The organism is Citrobacter sp. LST-B2 (assembly GCF_057983045.1).
The window spans coordinates 3981793-3997430 of the sequence record NZ_CP192598.1; the positions used below are offsets into that span (position 1 = coordinate 3981793).

At 54.6% G+C, this 15638-nt stretch carries 10 protein-coding genes and 1 pseudogene; 9 read left to right on the top strand and 2 right to left on the bottom strand.

What is annotated here, in order from left to right:
- Positions 1 to 47 precede the first annotated feature (47 nt).
- Positions 48 to 956 carry a hypochlorite stress DNA-binding transcriptional regulator HypT gene (gene hypT / locus ACQ0PY_RS19155; protein ID WP_042999408.1) on the top strand — a complete coding sequence of 303 codons (909 nt, stop codon included), beginning with the start codon at positions 48 to 50 and terminating at the stop codon, positions 954 to 956.
- 7 nt (positions 957 to 963) lie between these two features.
- Here the strand turns inward: hypT and cuyB are convergent, their stop codons facing one another.
- Positions 964 to 1698 carry a cysteate racemase gene (gene cuyB, locus ACQ0PY_RS19160; protein ID WP_042999407.1) on the bottom strand — a complete coding sequence of 245 codons (735 nt, stop codon included), beginning with the start codon at positions 1696 to 1698 and terminating at the stop codon, positions 964 to 966.
- A gap of 450 nt (positions 1699 to 2148) precedes the next feature.
- Here cuyB and ACQ0PY_RS19165 point away from each other — a divergent pair, with 450 nt between their 5' ends.
- The 4 genes from ACQ0PY_RS19165 (at position 2149) to ACQ0PY_RS19180 (ending at position 6488) form a co-directional block, all read left to right on the top strand.
- Entirely contained in the window at positions 2149 to 3192 is a 1044-nt protein-coding gene (locus ACQ0PY_RS19165) for a TRAP transporter substrate-binding protein (RefSeq protein WP_052522439.1), read from the top strand.
- Positions 3193 to 3265: 73 nt separating this feature from the next.
- Positions 3266 to 5140 carry a TRAP transporter large permease gene (locus tag ACQ0PY_RS19170; protein WP_042999405.1) on the top strand — a complete coding sequence of 625 codons (1875 nt, stop codon included), beginning with the start codon at positions 3266 to 3268 and terminating at the stop codon, positions 5138 to 5140.
- A 117-nt stretch (positions 5141 to 5257) separates the two neighbouring features.
- Positions 5258 to 6022, top strand: a complete 765-nt coding sequence (locus ACQ0PY_RS19175; protein WP_054176822.1) for an SDR family NAD(P)-dependent oxidoreductase — start codon at positions 5258 to 5260, stop codon at positions 6020 to 6022.
- A 46-nt stretch (positions 6023 to 6068) separates the two neighbouring features.
- On the top strand, positions 6069 to 6488 hold the full coding sequence (locus ACQ0PY_RS19180) for an RbsD/FucU family protein (protein WP_044254078.1): 420 nt from the start codon (positions 6069 to 6071) through the stop codon (positions 6486 to 6488).
- A gap of 40 nt (positions 6489 to 6528) precedes the next feature.
- Here the strand turns inward: ACQ0PY_RS19180 and ACQ0PY_RS19185 are convergent, their stop codons facing one another.
- Positions 6529 to 7563: a LacI family DNA-binding transcriptional regulator gene (locus tag ACQ0PY_RS19185; RefSeq protein ID WP_090048406.1), complete on the bottom strand. Its 1035-nt coding sequence runs from the start codon at positions 7561 to 7563 to the stop codon at positions 6529 to 6531.
- A 143-nt stretch (positions 7564 to 7706) separates the two neighbouring features.
- Here ACQ0PY_RS19185 and ACQ0PY_RS19190 point away from each other — a divergent pair.
- The 4 genes and pseudogenes from ACQ0PY_RS19190 to ACQ0PY_RS19205 form a co-directional block, all read left to right on the top strand.
- Positions 7707 to 8043: pseudogene (locus tag ACQ0PY_RS19190) on the top strand (DDE-type integrase/transposase/recombinase); the annotation flags it as partial.
- Between the two features lie 322 nt (positions 8044 to 8365).
- Positions 8366 to 11074 (top strand): cation-transporting P-type ATPase, encoded by a 2709-nt coding sequence (locus ACQ0PY_RS19195; RefSeq protein ID WP_109739462.1) that lies wholly within the window; start codon positions 8366 to 8368, stop codon positions 11072 to 11074.
- A 73-nt stretch (positions 11075 to 11147) separates the two neighbouring features.
- Entirely contained in the window at positions 11148 to 12212 is a 1065-nt protein-coding gene (locus ACQ0PY_RS19200; RefSeq protein ID WP_109739463.1) for an efflux RND transporter periplasmic adaptor subunit, read from the top strand.
- Positions 12213 to 12221: 9 nt separating this feature from the next.
- Entirely contained in the window at positions 12222 to 15317 is a 3096-nt protein-coding gene (locus ACQ0PY_RS19205) for an efflux RND transporter permease subunit (protein WP_109739464.1), read from the top strand.
- Positions 15318 to 15638 lie beyond the last annotated feature (321 nt).

A 15638-nucleotide genomic window follows, 5' to 3' on the forward strand; every position in this document is an offset into this window, starting at 1 on the left:
GAATGCCCGTAAAATGGCGCAGACAGACGGCTGACAGGTGATGATAAATGGATGTGAGTGGTGCAGGTTTGTATAACATTGAAACGAAATGGCTTTATGACTTTCTGACGCTGGAAAAGTGCCGAAACTTCTCCCAGGCCGCGATTATTCGTAATGTCTCGCAACCCGCCTTCAGCCGTCGTATTCGCGCCCTGGAAAACGCGGTCGGGGTTGAATTGTTCAATCGTCAGGTCTCGCCGCTGCAACTCTCCGAACAGGGCAAAATCTTTCACTCTCAGATACGTCATCTGCTACAACAGCTGGAAAGTAACCTGGCTGAACTCCGTGGCGGCAGCGATTTCACACTGCGTAAAATTAAGATTGCCGCTGCGCACTCCCTTTCACTGGGGCTGTTACCCGGTATCGTCAGCCAGATGCCAACCCAGTTTACCTGGTCGGTTGAGGCGATCGATGTCGATCAGGCGGTCGATATGTTGCGGGAGGGGCAAAGCGACTTTATCTTCTCTTATTATGACGAAAACCTGCTCCAGCCACCGTTTGCCAATATTCACTTGTTTGAGTCACAACTGTTTCCCGTCTGTGCAAGCGATGAAAACGGAAAACCGCGATACACACTCGACCAACCCGCGTTCCCGTTGCTCAACTATAGCCAGAACTCCTATATGGGGCGGCTTATCAACCGAACGTTAACCCGCTATACCGAGCTGAGTTTCAGTACATTTTTTGTCTCTTCGATGAGTGAATTGCTTAAGCAGGTTGCGCTGGACGGTTGTGGAATCGCCTGGCTCCCGGAGTATGCGATTCGTCAGGAGATTCGTAATCGACAGCTCATTGTGCTGAACCAGGACGAGCTGATTATTCCTATTCAGGCTTATGCTTACCGGATGGATACGCGGATGACGCCCCTGGCGGAGCGGTTCTGGAAAGAACTGCACCATCTGCATACTGTCCCCTGAGCGCAATTCAAACGCAGGCAACCTGCTGCACAGGCTCATCCATCTGCGTATCTGGCCATGACTCATACCAGCGAATGGCGGCGTGTACCAGAGACGCGGTTGAGTCAATAAACCGGCACCCAAAATTGCTCTCATGCCCGGCCACAATTAACGGGATCTCGGTGCAGCCCATAATAATGATCTGCGCACCATGGGAAATCAGTCGCTCAATTTGTGGAAACAGCAACCTTTGCGCGGTGGCTTTATCTCCGCTTTTCAATGCGTAAATTGCCTGCATCACCTGCGCCTGCCCCGCCTCTTCCGGCTGAATCAGTGAGAGCCCCTGCGCAGTCATTTTTTTCTGGTATAACCCTGTCGCAAGCGTGGCGTTTGTTGCCAGCAGGCCGACGCGAGTCACGCCGGGAGGAATTTCACTCAGCGTGGCATCCAGAATGCTGATCATTTCCGCCTTTGCCACTGCCCGTAAATCATCAAACCAGTAGTGTGCGGTGTTACAGGGTATGACGATACACTCAGCCCCTGCATCTTCCAGCATATGCAGATAACGCTCCAGATAGTGCAAGGGAGAGGGGCCGCCAGAAAGCAGACAGGCTGTACGATCGGGAATGTCCGGGATTGAGCTAACGATGAGCGGGATATGTTGCTGATCGCAGTTGGCGCTGCGCAATTCAACAAATTTTTCCAGCATGTCCGCCGTTGCTGCGGGCCCCATGCCGCCCAGAATCCCAATGGTATGTTTCATCATCTGCACCGTGCTTTCTCTGTCATTTCAATTGACACTATCACCTTGATGCTTATGTAAAAAATGCCATTTTCTAAGCAGCTATGCGTAAAAGTTATCACCTGACAGACGCGAATCGGTTTACACAGACTGCTGTCTGCGCTCCCGGGCACCAACGACGTACCGGTTTCTGTAGCCTGTCTCACTAAACAGTGACTAAACAGCGAACACCCCGTTTCGGTTTTGTAACACGCGCCCGGAAATTAGCGATACCCGCCACAAAATTCACATATCACTCATCTTGATGAAAGGAAGCATATTGCATTTGCACAGTGAGTCGGATAGCGTCTGTAACGTTACACTAAAACGTTACAGAAAACAGAATCAGCGACTTTTTCGTTAAACCAGCTGGCTGCGTCCACCTTGCCAGATGGCGTTATCACGACCTCTACACTGTGAGAAAGGATAATCATGATGAAAACAACCCCGTTTCGTTCAGCCAGACGTTTTCTGGCACTCGCTTGCCTCAGTAGCGCCCTGATTGCAGGCAGTGTGCTGAGCGCTTCAGCACAGGCAGCAATCAATTTTCGTGTTTACTCGTCTCTGCCAGGAGATGACTCCTCTGCGCACTATATTTGGTTCAACCGCTTCCAGGAAAACCTTAATAAAAACGAGAAGTTAAAAGGACAGATTAAGCTTAATTACTTTGCCAACGCTATGCTGGGAAAAGAAGCCGATGCAACACAGCAGGTCCGTATCGGCGCCATTAACATGATGATTTCAGGGACCTCAATCTGGGCCACGCTGGTGCCGGAAGTCGGTGTGCTGGATCTGGGGTATCTGTTTAAAGACTATGACCAGGTCGGGAAAGCGCTGGACGGCAAAGCCGGTGAGCAGCTTTCTAAACTGATGATGGATAAAGCAAACGTAATGGTACTGGGCTATGGCTATAACCTTGGCGCGCGCAACGTGTACACCAAAAAGGCAATTGAAAAGCCGGAGGATTTAAAGAATCTGAAAATCCGCGTACTGCCGGTGCCTAACTTTATCGCCACGCTGAATCACATGGGGGCGGTGGCCATTCCCATGCCGGGCGGAGAAGTCTATTCCAGCCTGCAAATGGGCGTGATCGATGGTGTCGAACATGATGCCCCCACTATCTACGCCAGCAAATATTATGAAATCATCAAAAATGGCACGCTGACCCGCCATAGCTATAACCCGCTGATGATTGCCATGAACAAGAAGAGCTTCGAGCAGATCCCAGAGTCATTACGTGCCGACGTGCTGGCCGCAGCGAAAGAGGCCACGGAATACGAACGCCAGCAGGCCAGCCAGAAGGAACTGGAAGCGATTAAAAACCTGGAGGCGAAAGGTGTCACTTTCCGGGAAACCGATCGCGCCTTCTTCGCACAGGCCGTACAGCCTGTCTGGAAAGCCTTCCTGGATAAATACCCGGATCTGAAACCGATGGTGGACGAGATCAGCGCCGCCGCGCCGAGCGACAAACCATAAGCCGAGCATCGTCGGCCTGCTGAGTGTAGCGGGCCGGTGATGTTGCCCACACAAACCATGAAAGGAGTTCATCATGGCTGATATCCCGATGAAAACAAAGGATGAAAAGTCTTTGTTGACGCTGTTGGGGCGGTTGAGTCGATTTCTGACCACGTTAACGTCCTGGGCCGGAGCGCTGGTGCTGTTTATCAACGTGCTGGTGGTATTTGCTTCGGTGATCTGGCGCTACGCCCTGCATTCACCGATCCACTGGGCGGAAGAAGTGGCGCGAGCGTTGATGATTGCGCTGGTCTTTTTTGGCGTCGCCACCTCAACCGGCCGAGGCGGACACATTGGCGTCGATCTGTTCTTACGCTTTCTGCCAGAAAGCGTTCGCCCTTACGTTGTTCATGCCAGCCGCTGGATCCTGTTTCTGGTCTCCGTTGGACTGGTCGTTTCCAGTTACGATCTGGTGCAGGCCGCGCGACTGCAAACCACCGAGACGGGCCTGCCGCAGACCATTTACGTGATTCCGGTATTAATCGGTTCCGTGGTGATGATGGTGGCTGCGCTGGAACATGCGCTGCATGAACGCGCAAAAGTGGTGTTGCTTAGCGGCGCAGGGATCATTGTGCTGGCGGCGCTGGGTTATCTGAAACTGTCGCTGATGGCCGATCCGGCCAGCGCGGCGGCGGGCCTGATGCTGATTTGCTTCGTGCTTGGCATTCTGGCCGGTGTGCCAATCGCCTTCACACTCGGCATGTCGGCAATGGTCTTTTTTATCTGCGACCCTTCCCTGCCGTTTGTCTTTTTCTCCCAGCAGGTAGCGGCGGGCGTTGACCACTTTGTTCTGTTGGCGATTCCGTTCTTCTTGCTCGCCGGTGCGGCAATGGAAATCAACGGCATGTCCACGCGTCTGGTCGAACTGATTGTGCGTGGTATGGGACGCTTTCGCGGCGGTCTGAACATGACCACCGTACTGTCGATGGCCTTTTTCTCAGGCATCTCCGGTTCCAAACTGGCGGATGTGGCCGCCGTCGGCGGAGTGTTAATGCCTGCGGTACGTCGCGCGAAGCAGGACAGCGAAGAAGCCGCCGGGGTATTTGCCGCCTCCGCGGTAATGGCGGAAACCATTCCACCCTGCGTGAACCTGATCGTGATGGGCTTTGTCGCCAATATTTCCATCGGCGCGTTGTTTATCGCAGGCCTCATCCCTGCAGCTTGCCTGTTGGTGCTGTTAATGGTCGCCGCCAACCGTTTCGGCGGGAAAATTAACGTCAGCGAAGCCTATCCGGTATTACGCCCGCGGACTCAGCTTTACCTCGGTGCCGCTGTCGGTCTGGTCATGATCTTCATGATTGGCCGCGGGGTCATGATGGGGATCGCCACCTCCACGGAAATTTCCGCCTTCGCAGTGATCTACGCCATTGTGGTGGGTCGCCTGGCGTTTGGTGAGCTGACGCTGAAAGCCACAGTGAAAATGTTCGTTGATATTGCGGCAATGTCCGGCGTCTTGCTGTTCATCGTGGCCTGTGCGACCAGCCTTTCTTATGCCCTGACCATTCAAATGATCCCACAACAGATCGCTGAACTGCTGGTTGGCATTGGCATGGAGCAAGGGGCCTGGCTGTTCCTGATATTGACCATTGTTATTCTGATCATCTTTGGCGCGGTTCTTGAAGGTGCGCCTGCGCTGATCATTTTCGCCCCGATTCTGGTGCCAATAGCCATTCAGCTTGGCTTTAACCCGCTGCACTTTGGCATTGTGATGATCATGGCGATGGGCTTTGGTCTGTTCTCACCGCCGATCGGCCTGGGTCTCTATACCACCTGCGCCATTTGTGGCGTGGAGATGAAGCACGTCATCAAACCGATGGCGAAATATCTGGCGGTGGTTTTTGTCGGCATCATTATTGTCGCCATGGCGCCACCATTAACCACCTGGCTGCCCGGACTGGCCGGCTACTGATAATGAAGTCCTGTATTTGCCACGCTCAGGTGGCAGGGATATCCACGCACAAAAAACGGTAAAACGATGTCACGTCATTACCTGATGCCGTTTAAATATGAATAATGGGAGTATGAAATGGGATTATTAACGGGTAAAAAAGCGTTTATTACAGGTGCAGAACAAGGCATTGGTAAAGAGAGCGCGAAAAAACTGATTGAGGCGGGATGCGATATTTATATTCATTATTTCAGTGGCGAAGAAGGCCCACGGGAATTAATGGCGCTCGCCGAACAGCAAGGCTGTCGCGCGGCCTGTGGTTTCGCCGATTTAACCGATGAAGAAGATGCAGCCCGCTGTGTGGCACAGGCAGCGGAATTCCTCGGCGGTATCGATATTCTGATCAATAACGTTGGCGGCATTATTGCCCGCAAATGGCTGGGTGAGATTGAGCCACATTTCTGGCGCACGGTGATCGACGTCAATATGACGACGATGCTGAATGTCACTCAGCAGGCATTACCGTGGCTGAAGGCCGCGCCAGACGGCGCCAGTATTGTTAACCTGGCCTCCCTGGCCGGGCGCTCTGGCGGCCATGCGGGTTCTCTGGTCTACTCCACCACCAAAGGCGCGGTGCTGACCTGGACTCGCTCGCTTGCCGCGGAGCTCGGTGAACACGGCATCCGCGTCAATGCCGTTGCGCCGGGACTGATTCTCGGCACGCGTTTTCATAATCAGCATACTACGCAGGCCTCTGCCGAGCAGACAATCCAGGCCATTCCTCTGGGACGCGCGGGCACCCCGGAAGATGTGGCAAGGGTCATCTGTTTCCTCGCTTCTGAATATGATGGCTTCGTTTCCGGTGCCACCATCGATATTAACGGCGGTATTTACCGGGCATAAAAATGCGGCGGGCGATAATGCCCGCCAGTTTTAAAAGGTATGACATATGATCAAGTCAGATATTATTCATCCTGATTTATTACAGGCGCTGGCACAGTGCGGACACAAGGCGAATATTTTAATCACCGATGCCAATTACTCTTTTCTAACCAATACTTCTGCGCAGGCACGGATTATCTGGCTTAATTTCACTCCAGGGATGATCGGGAGCGTCGTCATTCTGGAGAAAATCCTTGGCTATATTAATGTGGAAAAAGCCACGTTAATGGCAAGCCCGGCGGATTTTGATAATACGGTCGAGCGTGAATACCGTGGCATGCTTTCTGAGGCGATCGAAGTTGAACATGTTGAACGTAACGCGTTTTATTCGCTGGCCAAATCGTCTGACACGCTCCTGGTCATCGCCTCCGGCGAAACCCGCCGCTTCGCCAATATTCTGCTGACCGTAGCCCCAACGCTGGTATGACAGAGCGAGAAGAACGTATCGTTCTTCTCGTGCCTCGCCGCTACTGTACCGATTGTCGGGAAACCAGCGACGGAGGGAACAGAAACTCCGCTGGCGGAATGGCCGGATTTTCAGTCCGCTCGATCAACCGCTCCACCATCACTTCTGCCATCTCCCGAAGCGGCGGCATGATGGACGTCAGGCCAGGGAAAACCAGTCCGGAGAGCGGAATATTGTCGATGCCCACAATAGAGATCTGTTCCGGCACATGGATCCCGGCCTGATGCAGACCAGCCATCAGCCCAATGCCCAACGCATCGTTGATCGCGACAATACCATCCGGGAACATCGGCTGCTGGCTGATTTTTAACGCCAGCGCCCGCCCGAGTTCTGTCATTTCTGTGTCGCCATAGGCCGCCATGGCCTGGCCTTCAACGATCATCCCTTCCCGATAAAGCCCGTGGTCTTGCACCGCGCGGAGAAAGCCCTCAATTTTGTGCGCACGGCTGGGGGTCATCCCTTCCACCGTGGCAAACGCGAGGCGACGGCACCCCTGTGCAATCAGGTGTTCTGCTGCCATTCGCCCGGCCTCAATGTTATCCATTGATACACTGTCCAGCGCAAAATGACCCGACTGAGCACGCACAGGCATACGGCCATCATAGTTCACCATCACCATGCCCTGCTCTGCCGCTTGCGCAAAATGCGCTTTTTCAATATCGCAGGCGGCAACGATAATCCCGCGGACGCCGTGGGAAAACATGTCGTCCAGAAAGGCTTCTTCTTCTTCAATTTGTCGGTAGGTATTTCCAATCAGCACCCGCAGTTGGCGCTTTTTGGCGGCCAGATCGACTTCACGGGCCAGGGCAGCAAAGCTGGGATTCACAATGGACGGCACCAGCAGACCAATCATTTTGGCCTGTCCGGTCTTGAGCTGTTGAGCCACCCGGTTTGGAAAGTAATTCAGCGTCTGCATGCTCTGCTGGATACGCGCCAGGGTTTCAGCCCGCATTTGATCGGTCCGACCGTTGAGCACATTGGATACCGTACTGACGGAAACGCCAGCATGCTTTGCGACATCACGAATATTCGCCATACATCTCCTTTGCGGCAATCGATGAATGGCGGAAGACACTCATACCCGGCATCGCCATCTTCTCAGGAATTATCAACTACAACGGTTTAGTGTAACGTTACAGACGGAGCTGTCAATGCAATGTATCAGGCATAATTAAGCAAGTGAACCACTCGCTGGCACTGGATGCGCTGCTGATTGCAGTCTGGCGACATAAACCTGACGACGAGGTATCGTGCACTCAGACCAGGGCAGCCAGTACGACAGTGGCGACTGGCGGCGGTTCTGTTGGGCCAATAACCTGGCCTCCAGTATGAGCCGACGTAGTAACTGCTGGGATAATGCGGTGGTCAAATCGTTCTTCAGTACGCTGAAAAAAGAACGCATCAGGAAGAGAATATACAAAACCGGGTTCTGGCACGGGCGGATATCTGCGATTACATTGAAGTATTCTACAACCGTGCCCGGCACCACAGTTATCTCGGCGACGTCAGCCCGTAAGTCTTTGAACAGGTCTCACCGTGAGGACAGGATATGTCTACCTGGGGTCAGTCCATGCAGCTCAGGATTTACTCTTACCTTTTATTAAAATTAACAAAAAAAATATTATCGTAACAACGAACTACTAAGTCAAATACTCTCAAAAATAACACTCATGCTTTCTTTGTTTAGATTTGGTTTAGCGTTTTTTGTAATAATAATCTTACAAAATATTTTTTATTGGGGTTTAAGAAACAACCTTAAATAACATTTCGCCTCCTCCTCATTTAAAATTATTTTATTTACATTCAGCCTTCCAACCACCAGAGAATGAAGGATAAAAATGAAAAAAAACAAGGTCGATCAGCATCGACAAACCGTCAGCGCATTAGCGTACCAGCAGACTGTAGAGCAAGTACTTATCCACGAGAAAAGCGGAATTCATGGACTTAATACTGAAGAAGCTCAGGCTCGTTTCCTAAAACATGGCGCGAATAACTTACCTGCAAAAAAAAACAAACACCCCTTACTGCGTTTTCTGGGGCATTTCAATGACATCCTCATTTATGTACTACTCGTCGCTGCCGTATTAACAGCAGTTATGGGTCATTGGATCGATACATTAGTTATTATTGGGGTAGCATTCATCAATGCTTCAATTGGTTTTTTTCAGGAAAGTAATGCGGAAAAATCCCTGCAAAGCATTCGCAACATGCTCTCCAGTGAGGCTCGTGTCATGCGGAATGGTTATCATAATATAATACCAACGTCCGAAATTGTCCCTGGGGATATTATCGTTTTACGCGCGGGTGATCGTATTCCGGCGGATATGCGTTTAATCAAGACGCATAATTTACGCGTGGATGAATCTATTCTAACTGGTGAATCGACGGAGATTGATAAGCATACCGATCCGCTCTGTGGTGAACTACCGCCAGGGGATCGAACCAATCTGGCTTTCTCCGGTACTACCGTGAGCGCTGGCGGAGGCATGGGTGTGGTATTTGCGACCGGGCAAAATACTGAACTTGGTCGTATTAACCAGATGATGGCTGATATCGAAAAGCTCCGTACCCCGCTACTGGTGCAAATGGACAAGCTGGGTAAAGCGATCTTCGCCATTATTCTGGCGATGATGGCGGCACTGTTTGTCTTTAGCCTGGTATTCCGCGAGATCCCAATGGGCGAGCTGCTACTCTCCCTGATTAGCCTGGCGGTAGCCTCGGTACCGGAAGGTCTGCCAGCGATTATCTCTATCATCCTCTCCCTGGGCGTGCAGGCGATGGCGCACAAGCGAGCGATTATCCGCAAGCTGCCTACTGTCGAGACATTGGGCGCAATGACCGTGGTCTGCTCGGATAAAACCGGCACCCTGACCATGAACGAAATGACGGTCAAAGCCATCATCACCGCCGACAACTGCTATCACGTGGACGGCAACAGCTACGAGCCGATGGGCAATATCTACCTGGAAGGCAGCGACGCGCCAGTGCAGATCCAGCCTGGCTCTGTTCTGGAGCAGTACTTGCGCACCGTCGACCTGTGTAATGACAGCCAAATGATTCAGGACGAGCGTGGTTTGTGGTGTATTACCGGTGGCCCAACCGAGGGGGCGCTGAAAGTATTGGCGGCGAAAGCCAACCTCGCGCCGGTCGTAACCACGCTGATTAATAAGATCCCATTCGACTCCCAGCACAAGTACATGAGCACCCATCACCAGATTGGCGATGAGGAGCGGATTTTGATTACCGGTGCGCCGGACGTCATTTTCGCCTTGTGTGCGCAGCAGCAGACCCGTAACGGCGCGGAAGCCTTCAACCGTGCTTACTGGGAAAGCGAGATGGAGCGCTATGCCCGTCAGGGACTACGTATGGTCGCAGCGGCGTTCAAACCCGCGAACGGTGAGCGGGAACTCACGCACGACGACTTGAACCACGACCTGATCATCCTCGGCATTGCGGGGATGATGGATCCGCCGCGTCCTGAAGCCATTGATGCAATTAACGCCTGCCAGCAGGCGGGGATCCGCGTGAAGATGATCACCGGGGATCACCCGCAGACGGCGATGAGCATCGGACAGATGCTGGGGATCGCAAACAGTAAGCAGGCGATGACCGGCTACCAGTTGGAGAAGATGGATGACGCTGAGTTGGCAGACGCGGCGGTGAAATATGACATTTTCGCCCGTACCAGCCCGGAGCATAAGCTGCGGCTGGTAAAAGCATTGCAGGACAAAGGTGAAATCGTCGGCATGACCGGTGACGGTGTGAACGATGCTCCGGCGCTACGTCAGGCGGACGTCGGCATCGCGATGGGCATCAAAGGCACGGAAGTGACCAAAGAGGCGGCGGACATGGTTCTGACGGATGATAACTTCGCCACCATCGCCAGCGCCGTAAAAGAAGGACGGCGCGTTTACGACAACCTGAAAAAGACGATTCTGTTCATCATGCCGACCAACCTGGCGCAGGGGTTGCTGATTGTGATTGCGCTGCTGGCGGGGAACATCATTCCGCTGACGCCGGTGCTGATTCTGTGGATGAACATGGCGACGTCCGCCACGCTCTCCTTCGGCCTCGCCTTTGAAGCCGCTGAGCGCAACATTATGCGTCGTCCGCCTCGTCAGACGGGGCAGCACGTGATGGATGCTTATGCTGTATGGCGAGTGGCCTTCGTCGGCACCATGATTGCCATCGCCGCCTTTGCGCTGGAAGCCTGGCTGGCCCCGCGCGGCCATAGCGCGGAGTTCATCCGCACCGTACTGCTACAGATGCTGGTCTGTGCCCAGTGGGTCTACATGATTAACTGCCGCAATACTGAAGGATTCTCCCTGAACCGCGGCCTGCTGGCGAACAAAGGGATTTGGTTGGTGACCGGCGTGCTATTCCTGCTCCAGTCAGCAATTATCTACCTGCCGTTTATGCAGATACTGTTCGGTACGCAAGCCTTACCGCTGTACTACTGGTTTGTCACTCTGGCGGTTTCAGGCGTCATGTTCTTCGTCGTCGAAATTGAGAAACACTTGACCCGCAGGTTCCGTCAGGCTGCATAACCTTTTTCCCTCACCGCCCCCTCTTCCACAAGAAGAGGGCCAGAGTGAGGGGAATAACACAGAGGACCCCCCCTTGAAATTCCCATTCCTGTTCATACTCCTCGTTTGCACTCTACAACCCGCTTTGGCCGCCACCATTCCCGTTCGCGTCGTCACCGTAGAGCAGACTGCCCATGCTGCAGAACGTCAGATCCCGGGCCGCATCGAAGCCATCCACACCGTTGAGCTGCGCGCCCGCACGGAGGGGGTGATCGTCAAAGCTCCGTTCCGCGATGGGCAATATGTACAAAAAGGCGATGTGCTGTTTGAACTGGACGACGCCGAACCGCGCGCTGCCGTGCGTCTGGCACAGGCTGAAGTGAAAAGCGCCGAAGCTACACTGCGACAAGCACAGCAGCAGCTTTCCCGCTTTGAAAGTCTGGGCAACAACAACGCCATCAGCCGTCACGACGTCGACAACTCCCGCATGCAGCGCGACGTTGCCAGTGCCGCACTGGAACAGGCCAAAGCCCGACTCGAAACCCGCAACGTCACATTGAATTATACCCGCATCACTTCACCGATTGATGGCCGTGTGGGACACAGCAGTTTCCACGTGGGCAGTCTGGTCAATCCAGGAAGTGGTGTGTTGATAGAAGTGGTGCAGCTTGATCCTGTCCGCATCGCCTTTGCGCTGGAAGAGGGTTCATTTGCCAGCAAGGCCAGGCAGCATCCGGACATCCATGCCATGAAACAGGCCTGGCAGGTATTAATTGACAGCAACGGGCAGCGCATCAGCGGTGAACTCACCTCCGTGGATAACCGCATCGATCCGCGTACCGCCAGCGTGATGCTGCGCGCCGAATTCGCCAACCCGCGCCATCAGCTCTTGCCCGGCGGCAATGTGAACGTGACGCTGCGCCCGGCCAGCGAGCAGACGGTCCTGACCCTGCCTGCCGCGGCGGTCCAGCAGAACGGCGACGGGTTCTTTGCCTGGGTGGTTAACGCCGACGGAAAAGCCGAAATGCGGCCGCTGAAGGTCGCCGGACAGATCGGTCAGCAGTTCCGGATTTCATCCGGCGTGAAGTCCGGTGAGCGAGCGATTACTGACGGCGCGCAGCACGTGCAGTCCGGAACAGCCGTTCAGATACTGAATTAAGGAGCCATCATGCTGACGTTTTTCATCAAACGCCCGCGCTTTGCGATGGTGATTGCGCTGGTCATTACCCTGCTGGGGGCCATTGCATTGAAAATTATTCCGGTGGAGCAGTACCCACAGATCACGCCGCCGGTGGTGAATGTTTCTGCAAGCTGGCCGGGCGCGAGCTCCGCTGACGTGGCGGAGGCCATCGCCACGCCGCTGGAGACCCAGCTTAACGGCGTGGACCAGATGCTTTATATGGAATCCACCAGTTCTGACGAAGGCACTTACAGCCTGAACATTACTTTTGCAGCGGGCACCGACCCGGATCTCGCCGCCATCGACGTGCAAAACCGCGTGGCGCAGGCCGTGGCGCAGTTGCCGAGCGAGGCGCAGCAAAATGGCGTGCAGGTGCGTAAGCGCGCCACCAACCTGATGATGGGGGTAAGTCTTTACTCACCGAACAACACCCACACGCCGCTGTTTGTCAGCAACTACGCCAGCACCCAGGTGCGCGAGGCGCTGTCGCGCCTGCCGGGCGTCGGGCTGGTGCAGATGTTTGGCGCGCGCGACTACAGCATGCGCATCTGGCTGCGTCCGGACCGCATGAACGCCCTGAATGTGACCACCGATGACGTGGCACAGGCGCTGCGCGAGCAGAATGTGCAGGGTGCGGCAGGCCAGGTCGGCACACCGCCGGTGTTTAACGGCCAGCAACAAACTCTGACTATCAACGGGTTGGGGCGCTTAAATCAGGCTGAAGACTTTGCCGACATTTTTATCCGCGCAGGCGAGATGGGCCAGTTGGTGCGCCTTAAGAACATTGCCACTATCGAACTCGGCTCGCGCAGCTACAGCTCCGGCGCGCAGTTAAACGGGCATGACTCCGCCTACCTCGGCATATATCCGACCCCGTCCGCTAACGCCCTGCGCGTGGCCGATAAGGTGCACGCAGAATTGGAACGTCTCTCGACGCGTTTCCCGGACGACCTTGTCTACGAAGTGAAATTCGACACCACCGCCTTCGTTGCCGCCACCATTAAAGAGATTGGTGTCTCGTTGGCGTTGACCCTGCTAACAGTTGTGGTGATTGTGTCCCTGTTCCTGCAAAGCTGGCGCACGACGTTGATTGTCGCGCTCGCCATTCCGGTGTCGCTGGTAGGCACCTTTGCAGTGCTCTACGCGCTCGGCTACTCCGCCAACACGCTCAGTCTGTTCGCCATTATTCTGGCGCTGACGATGGTGGTGGATGACGCTATCGTAGTGGTGGAGAGCGTCGAAACGCTGATGACGGAAGGACAGAGCCGCACGGCGGCAACCGCGCTGGCGCTGCGTCAGATTGCGGGGCCGGTGATTGCGACGACGCTGGTTCTGCTGGCAGTGTTTGTGCCGGTGGCGCTCCTGCCTGGGATAGTCGGCGAGCTGTACCGCCAGTTCGCGGTAACGCTCTCAACGGCCGTCACGCTCTCAAGCCTGGTGGCGCTGACCCTGACGCCTGCCCTGTGCGCGATCCTGCTGCGCCCGCGTCCGGCTCGTCCGGCTGCTGTCTACCGCGCCTTCAATCGCGGGATGGATGCCACACGCAATTTCTACACCCGCATTGTGAATGTGCTCAACCTCCGCCCGTGGTTGGCACTACTGGCTACTGTCTGTGCGGTGGTCGTTGTGGTATTTAGCTTTATGTCAATGCCAAAAGGCTTCCTGCCGCAGGAAGACCAGGGGTATTTCTTTGCCAGCGTCCAGTTGCCGGAAGCGGCGTCGCTGGAGCGTACCGAAGCAGTGATGACAACCGCCCGCGAATTGATCGCTAAAAACCCGGCGGTTGAAGATGTGATTCAGGTGTCCGGGTTCAACATTCTCAACGGCACCAGCGCCTCCAACGGCGGGTTTATCTCTATCATGCTGAAGGACTGGAGCGTGCGTCCGCCTCTGGATGAAGTCATGGATACCCTACAGCGTCAGTTGCTGGCCCTGCCGGAAGCGACCATCTTGACCTTCGCTCCACCAACGTTACCGGGACTGGGCAACGCCTCCGGATTCGACCTGCGTATTCAGGCACAGGCGGGGCAAAGCCCGACTGAGCTGGAGCGCGTGACACGTGACGTACTGGCGAAAGCTAACCAGCATCCTCAACTGAACAGGGTGTTCACCACCTGGAGCAGTAACGTGCCACAGTTGACGCTGGCGGTTAACCGCGAGCGGGCTGCGAGCCTCGACGTGCCAGTGTCGCGCATCTTCAGCAGCCTGCAAACCGCCTTCGGCGGCACGCGCGCCGGGGATTTCAGCGTCAACAACCGCGTTTACCACGTCGTGATGCAAAACGAGATGCAGTGGCGCGAGCGCGCCGAGCAAATCAGCGAGCTGTTCGTGCGCAGCAACAGCGGCGAGCGGGTGCGCCTGAGCAATCTCGTCACCATTATGCCGACCGTCGGCGCGCCGTTCCTGCAACAATATAACCAGTTCCCGTCGGTATCGGTGAGCGGCTCGGCGGCTACTGAGGTGAGCAGCGGCACCGCGATGGCGGCAATGAGCCAGCTTCTGGCTGAACACCTGCCTGCCGGATATGACTACGCCTGGAGCGGCATGTCATATCAGGAGCAGCAAACCGGCAATCAGGCGATATGGATTGTACTGGCAGCGGTTGTCATGGCGTGGCTGTTCCTCGTCGCCCAATACGAGAGCTGGACGCTACCCGCTAGCGTGATGCTCTCCGTGCTGTTTGCCATCGGCGGGGCTCTGGTCTGGTTGTGGATGTCGGGTTACGCTAACGACGTCTATGTGCAAATTGGTCTGGTATTGTTGATAGCCCTTGCGGCTAAGAACGCCATTCTCATCGTTGAGTTCGCCCGCACAAGGCGTATGGACGGGATGGCAATTGTCGATGCGGCGAGGGAAGGCGCATCGCGCCGCTTCCGTGCGGTGATGATGACAGCAGTGTCGTTCATCATAGGCGTCCTGCCGATGATGCTGGCGACCGGAGCGGGTGCACAGAGCCGCCGCATCATCGGTACCACGGTATTCAGCGGCATGCTGGTGGCAACCGTGGTGGGAATTCTGTTTATCCCGGCATTGTTTGTGTTATTCCAGCATCTGCGCGAGTGGTGCCATCGGCTTACTCGTTAATGCTCCATTGTTAGCGGTATTTTTATTTAAGAGAATCAGCAAGCCTGCACGTGTGTTGCACAGCGTTCATTCATGTACAGTGCCTTGCTGATGATCGATATAAAGAAAAATACCGTTTCATTAAGCATAATGACTATATCCAATAATGATGTTATTAACTTTTATAGCGTTTGATTACTATGAAAGTGTTAGGGTAAACGAGGTTTTTACAGTCTGACCAGTGCCTGCTCATCGAGTAGCCGAATAACCAAACCGTGGTGAATCCCTGTTATTTTTTCCATGAACTCACCCATAGCCTTTAATTTCCAATTCCGCATTTCA

Coding starts and splice junctions, on each gene's coding strand:
- hypT (WP_042999408.1), top strand. CDS start 48: ATGGATGTGAGTGGTGCAGGTTTGTATAACATTGAAACGAAATGGCTT.
- cuyB (WP_042999407.1), bottom strand. CDS start 1,698: ATGAAACATACCATTGGGATTCTGGGCGGCATGGGGCCCGCAGCAACG.
- ACQ0PY_RS19165 (WP_052522439.1), top strand. CDS start 2,149: ATGATGAAAACAACCCCGTTTCGTTCAGCCAGACGTTTTCTGGCACTC.
- ACQ0PY_RS19170 (WP_042999405.1), top strand. CDS start 3,266: ATGGCTGATATCCCGATGAAAACAAAGGATGAAAAGTCTTTGTTGACG.
- ACQ0PY_RS19175 (WP_054176822.1), top strand. CDS start 5,258: ATGGGATTATTAACGGGTAAAAAAGCGTTTATTACAGGTGCAGAACAA.
- ACQ0PY_RS19180 (WP_044254078.1), top strand. CDS start 6,069: ATGATCAAGTCAGATATTATTCATCCTGATTTATTACAGGCGCTGGCA.
- ACQ0PY_RS19185 (WP_090048406.1), bottom strand. CDS start 7,563: ATGGCGAATATTCGTGATGTCGCAAAGCATGCTGGCGTTTCCGTCAGT.
- ACQ0PY_RS19195 (WP_109739462.1), top strand. CDS start 8,366: ATGAAAAAAAACAAGGTCGATCAGCATCGACAAACCGTCAGCGCATTA.
- ACQ0PY_RS19205 (WP_109739464.1), top strand. CDS start 12,222: ATGCTGACGTTTTTCATCAAACGCCCGCGCTTTGCGATGGTGATTGCG.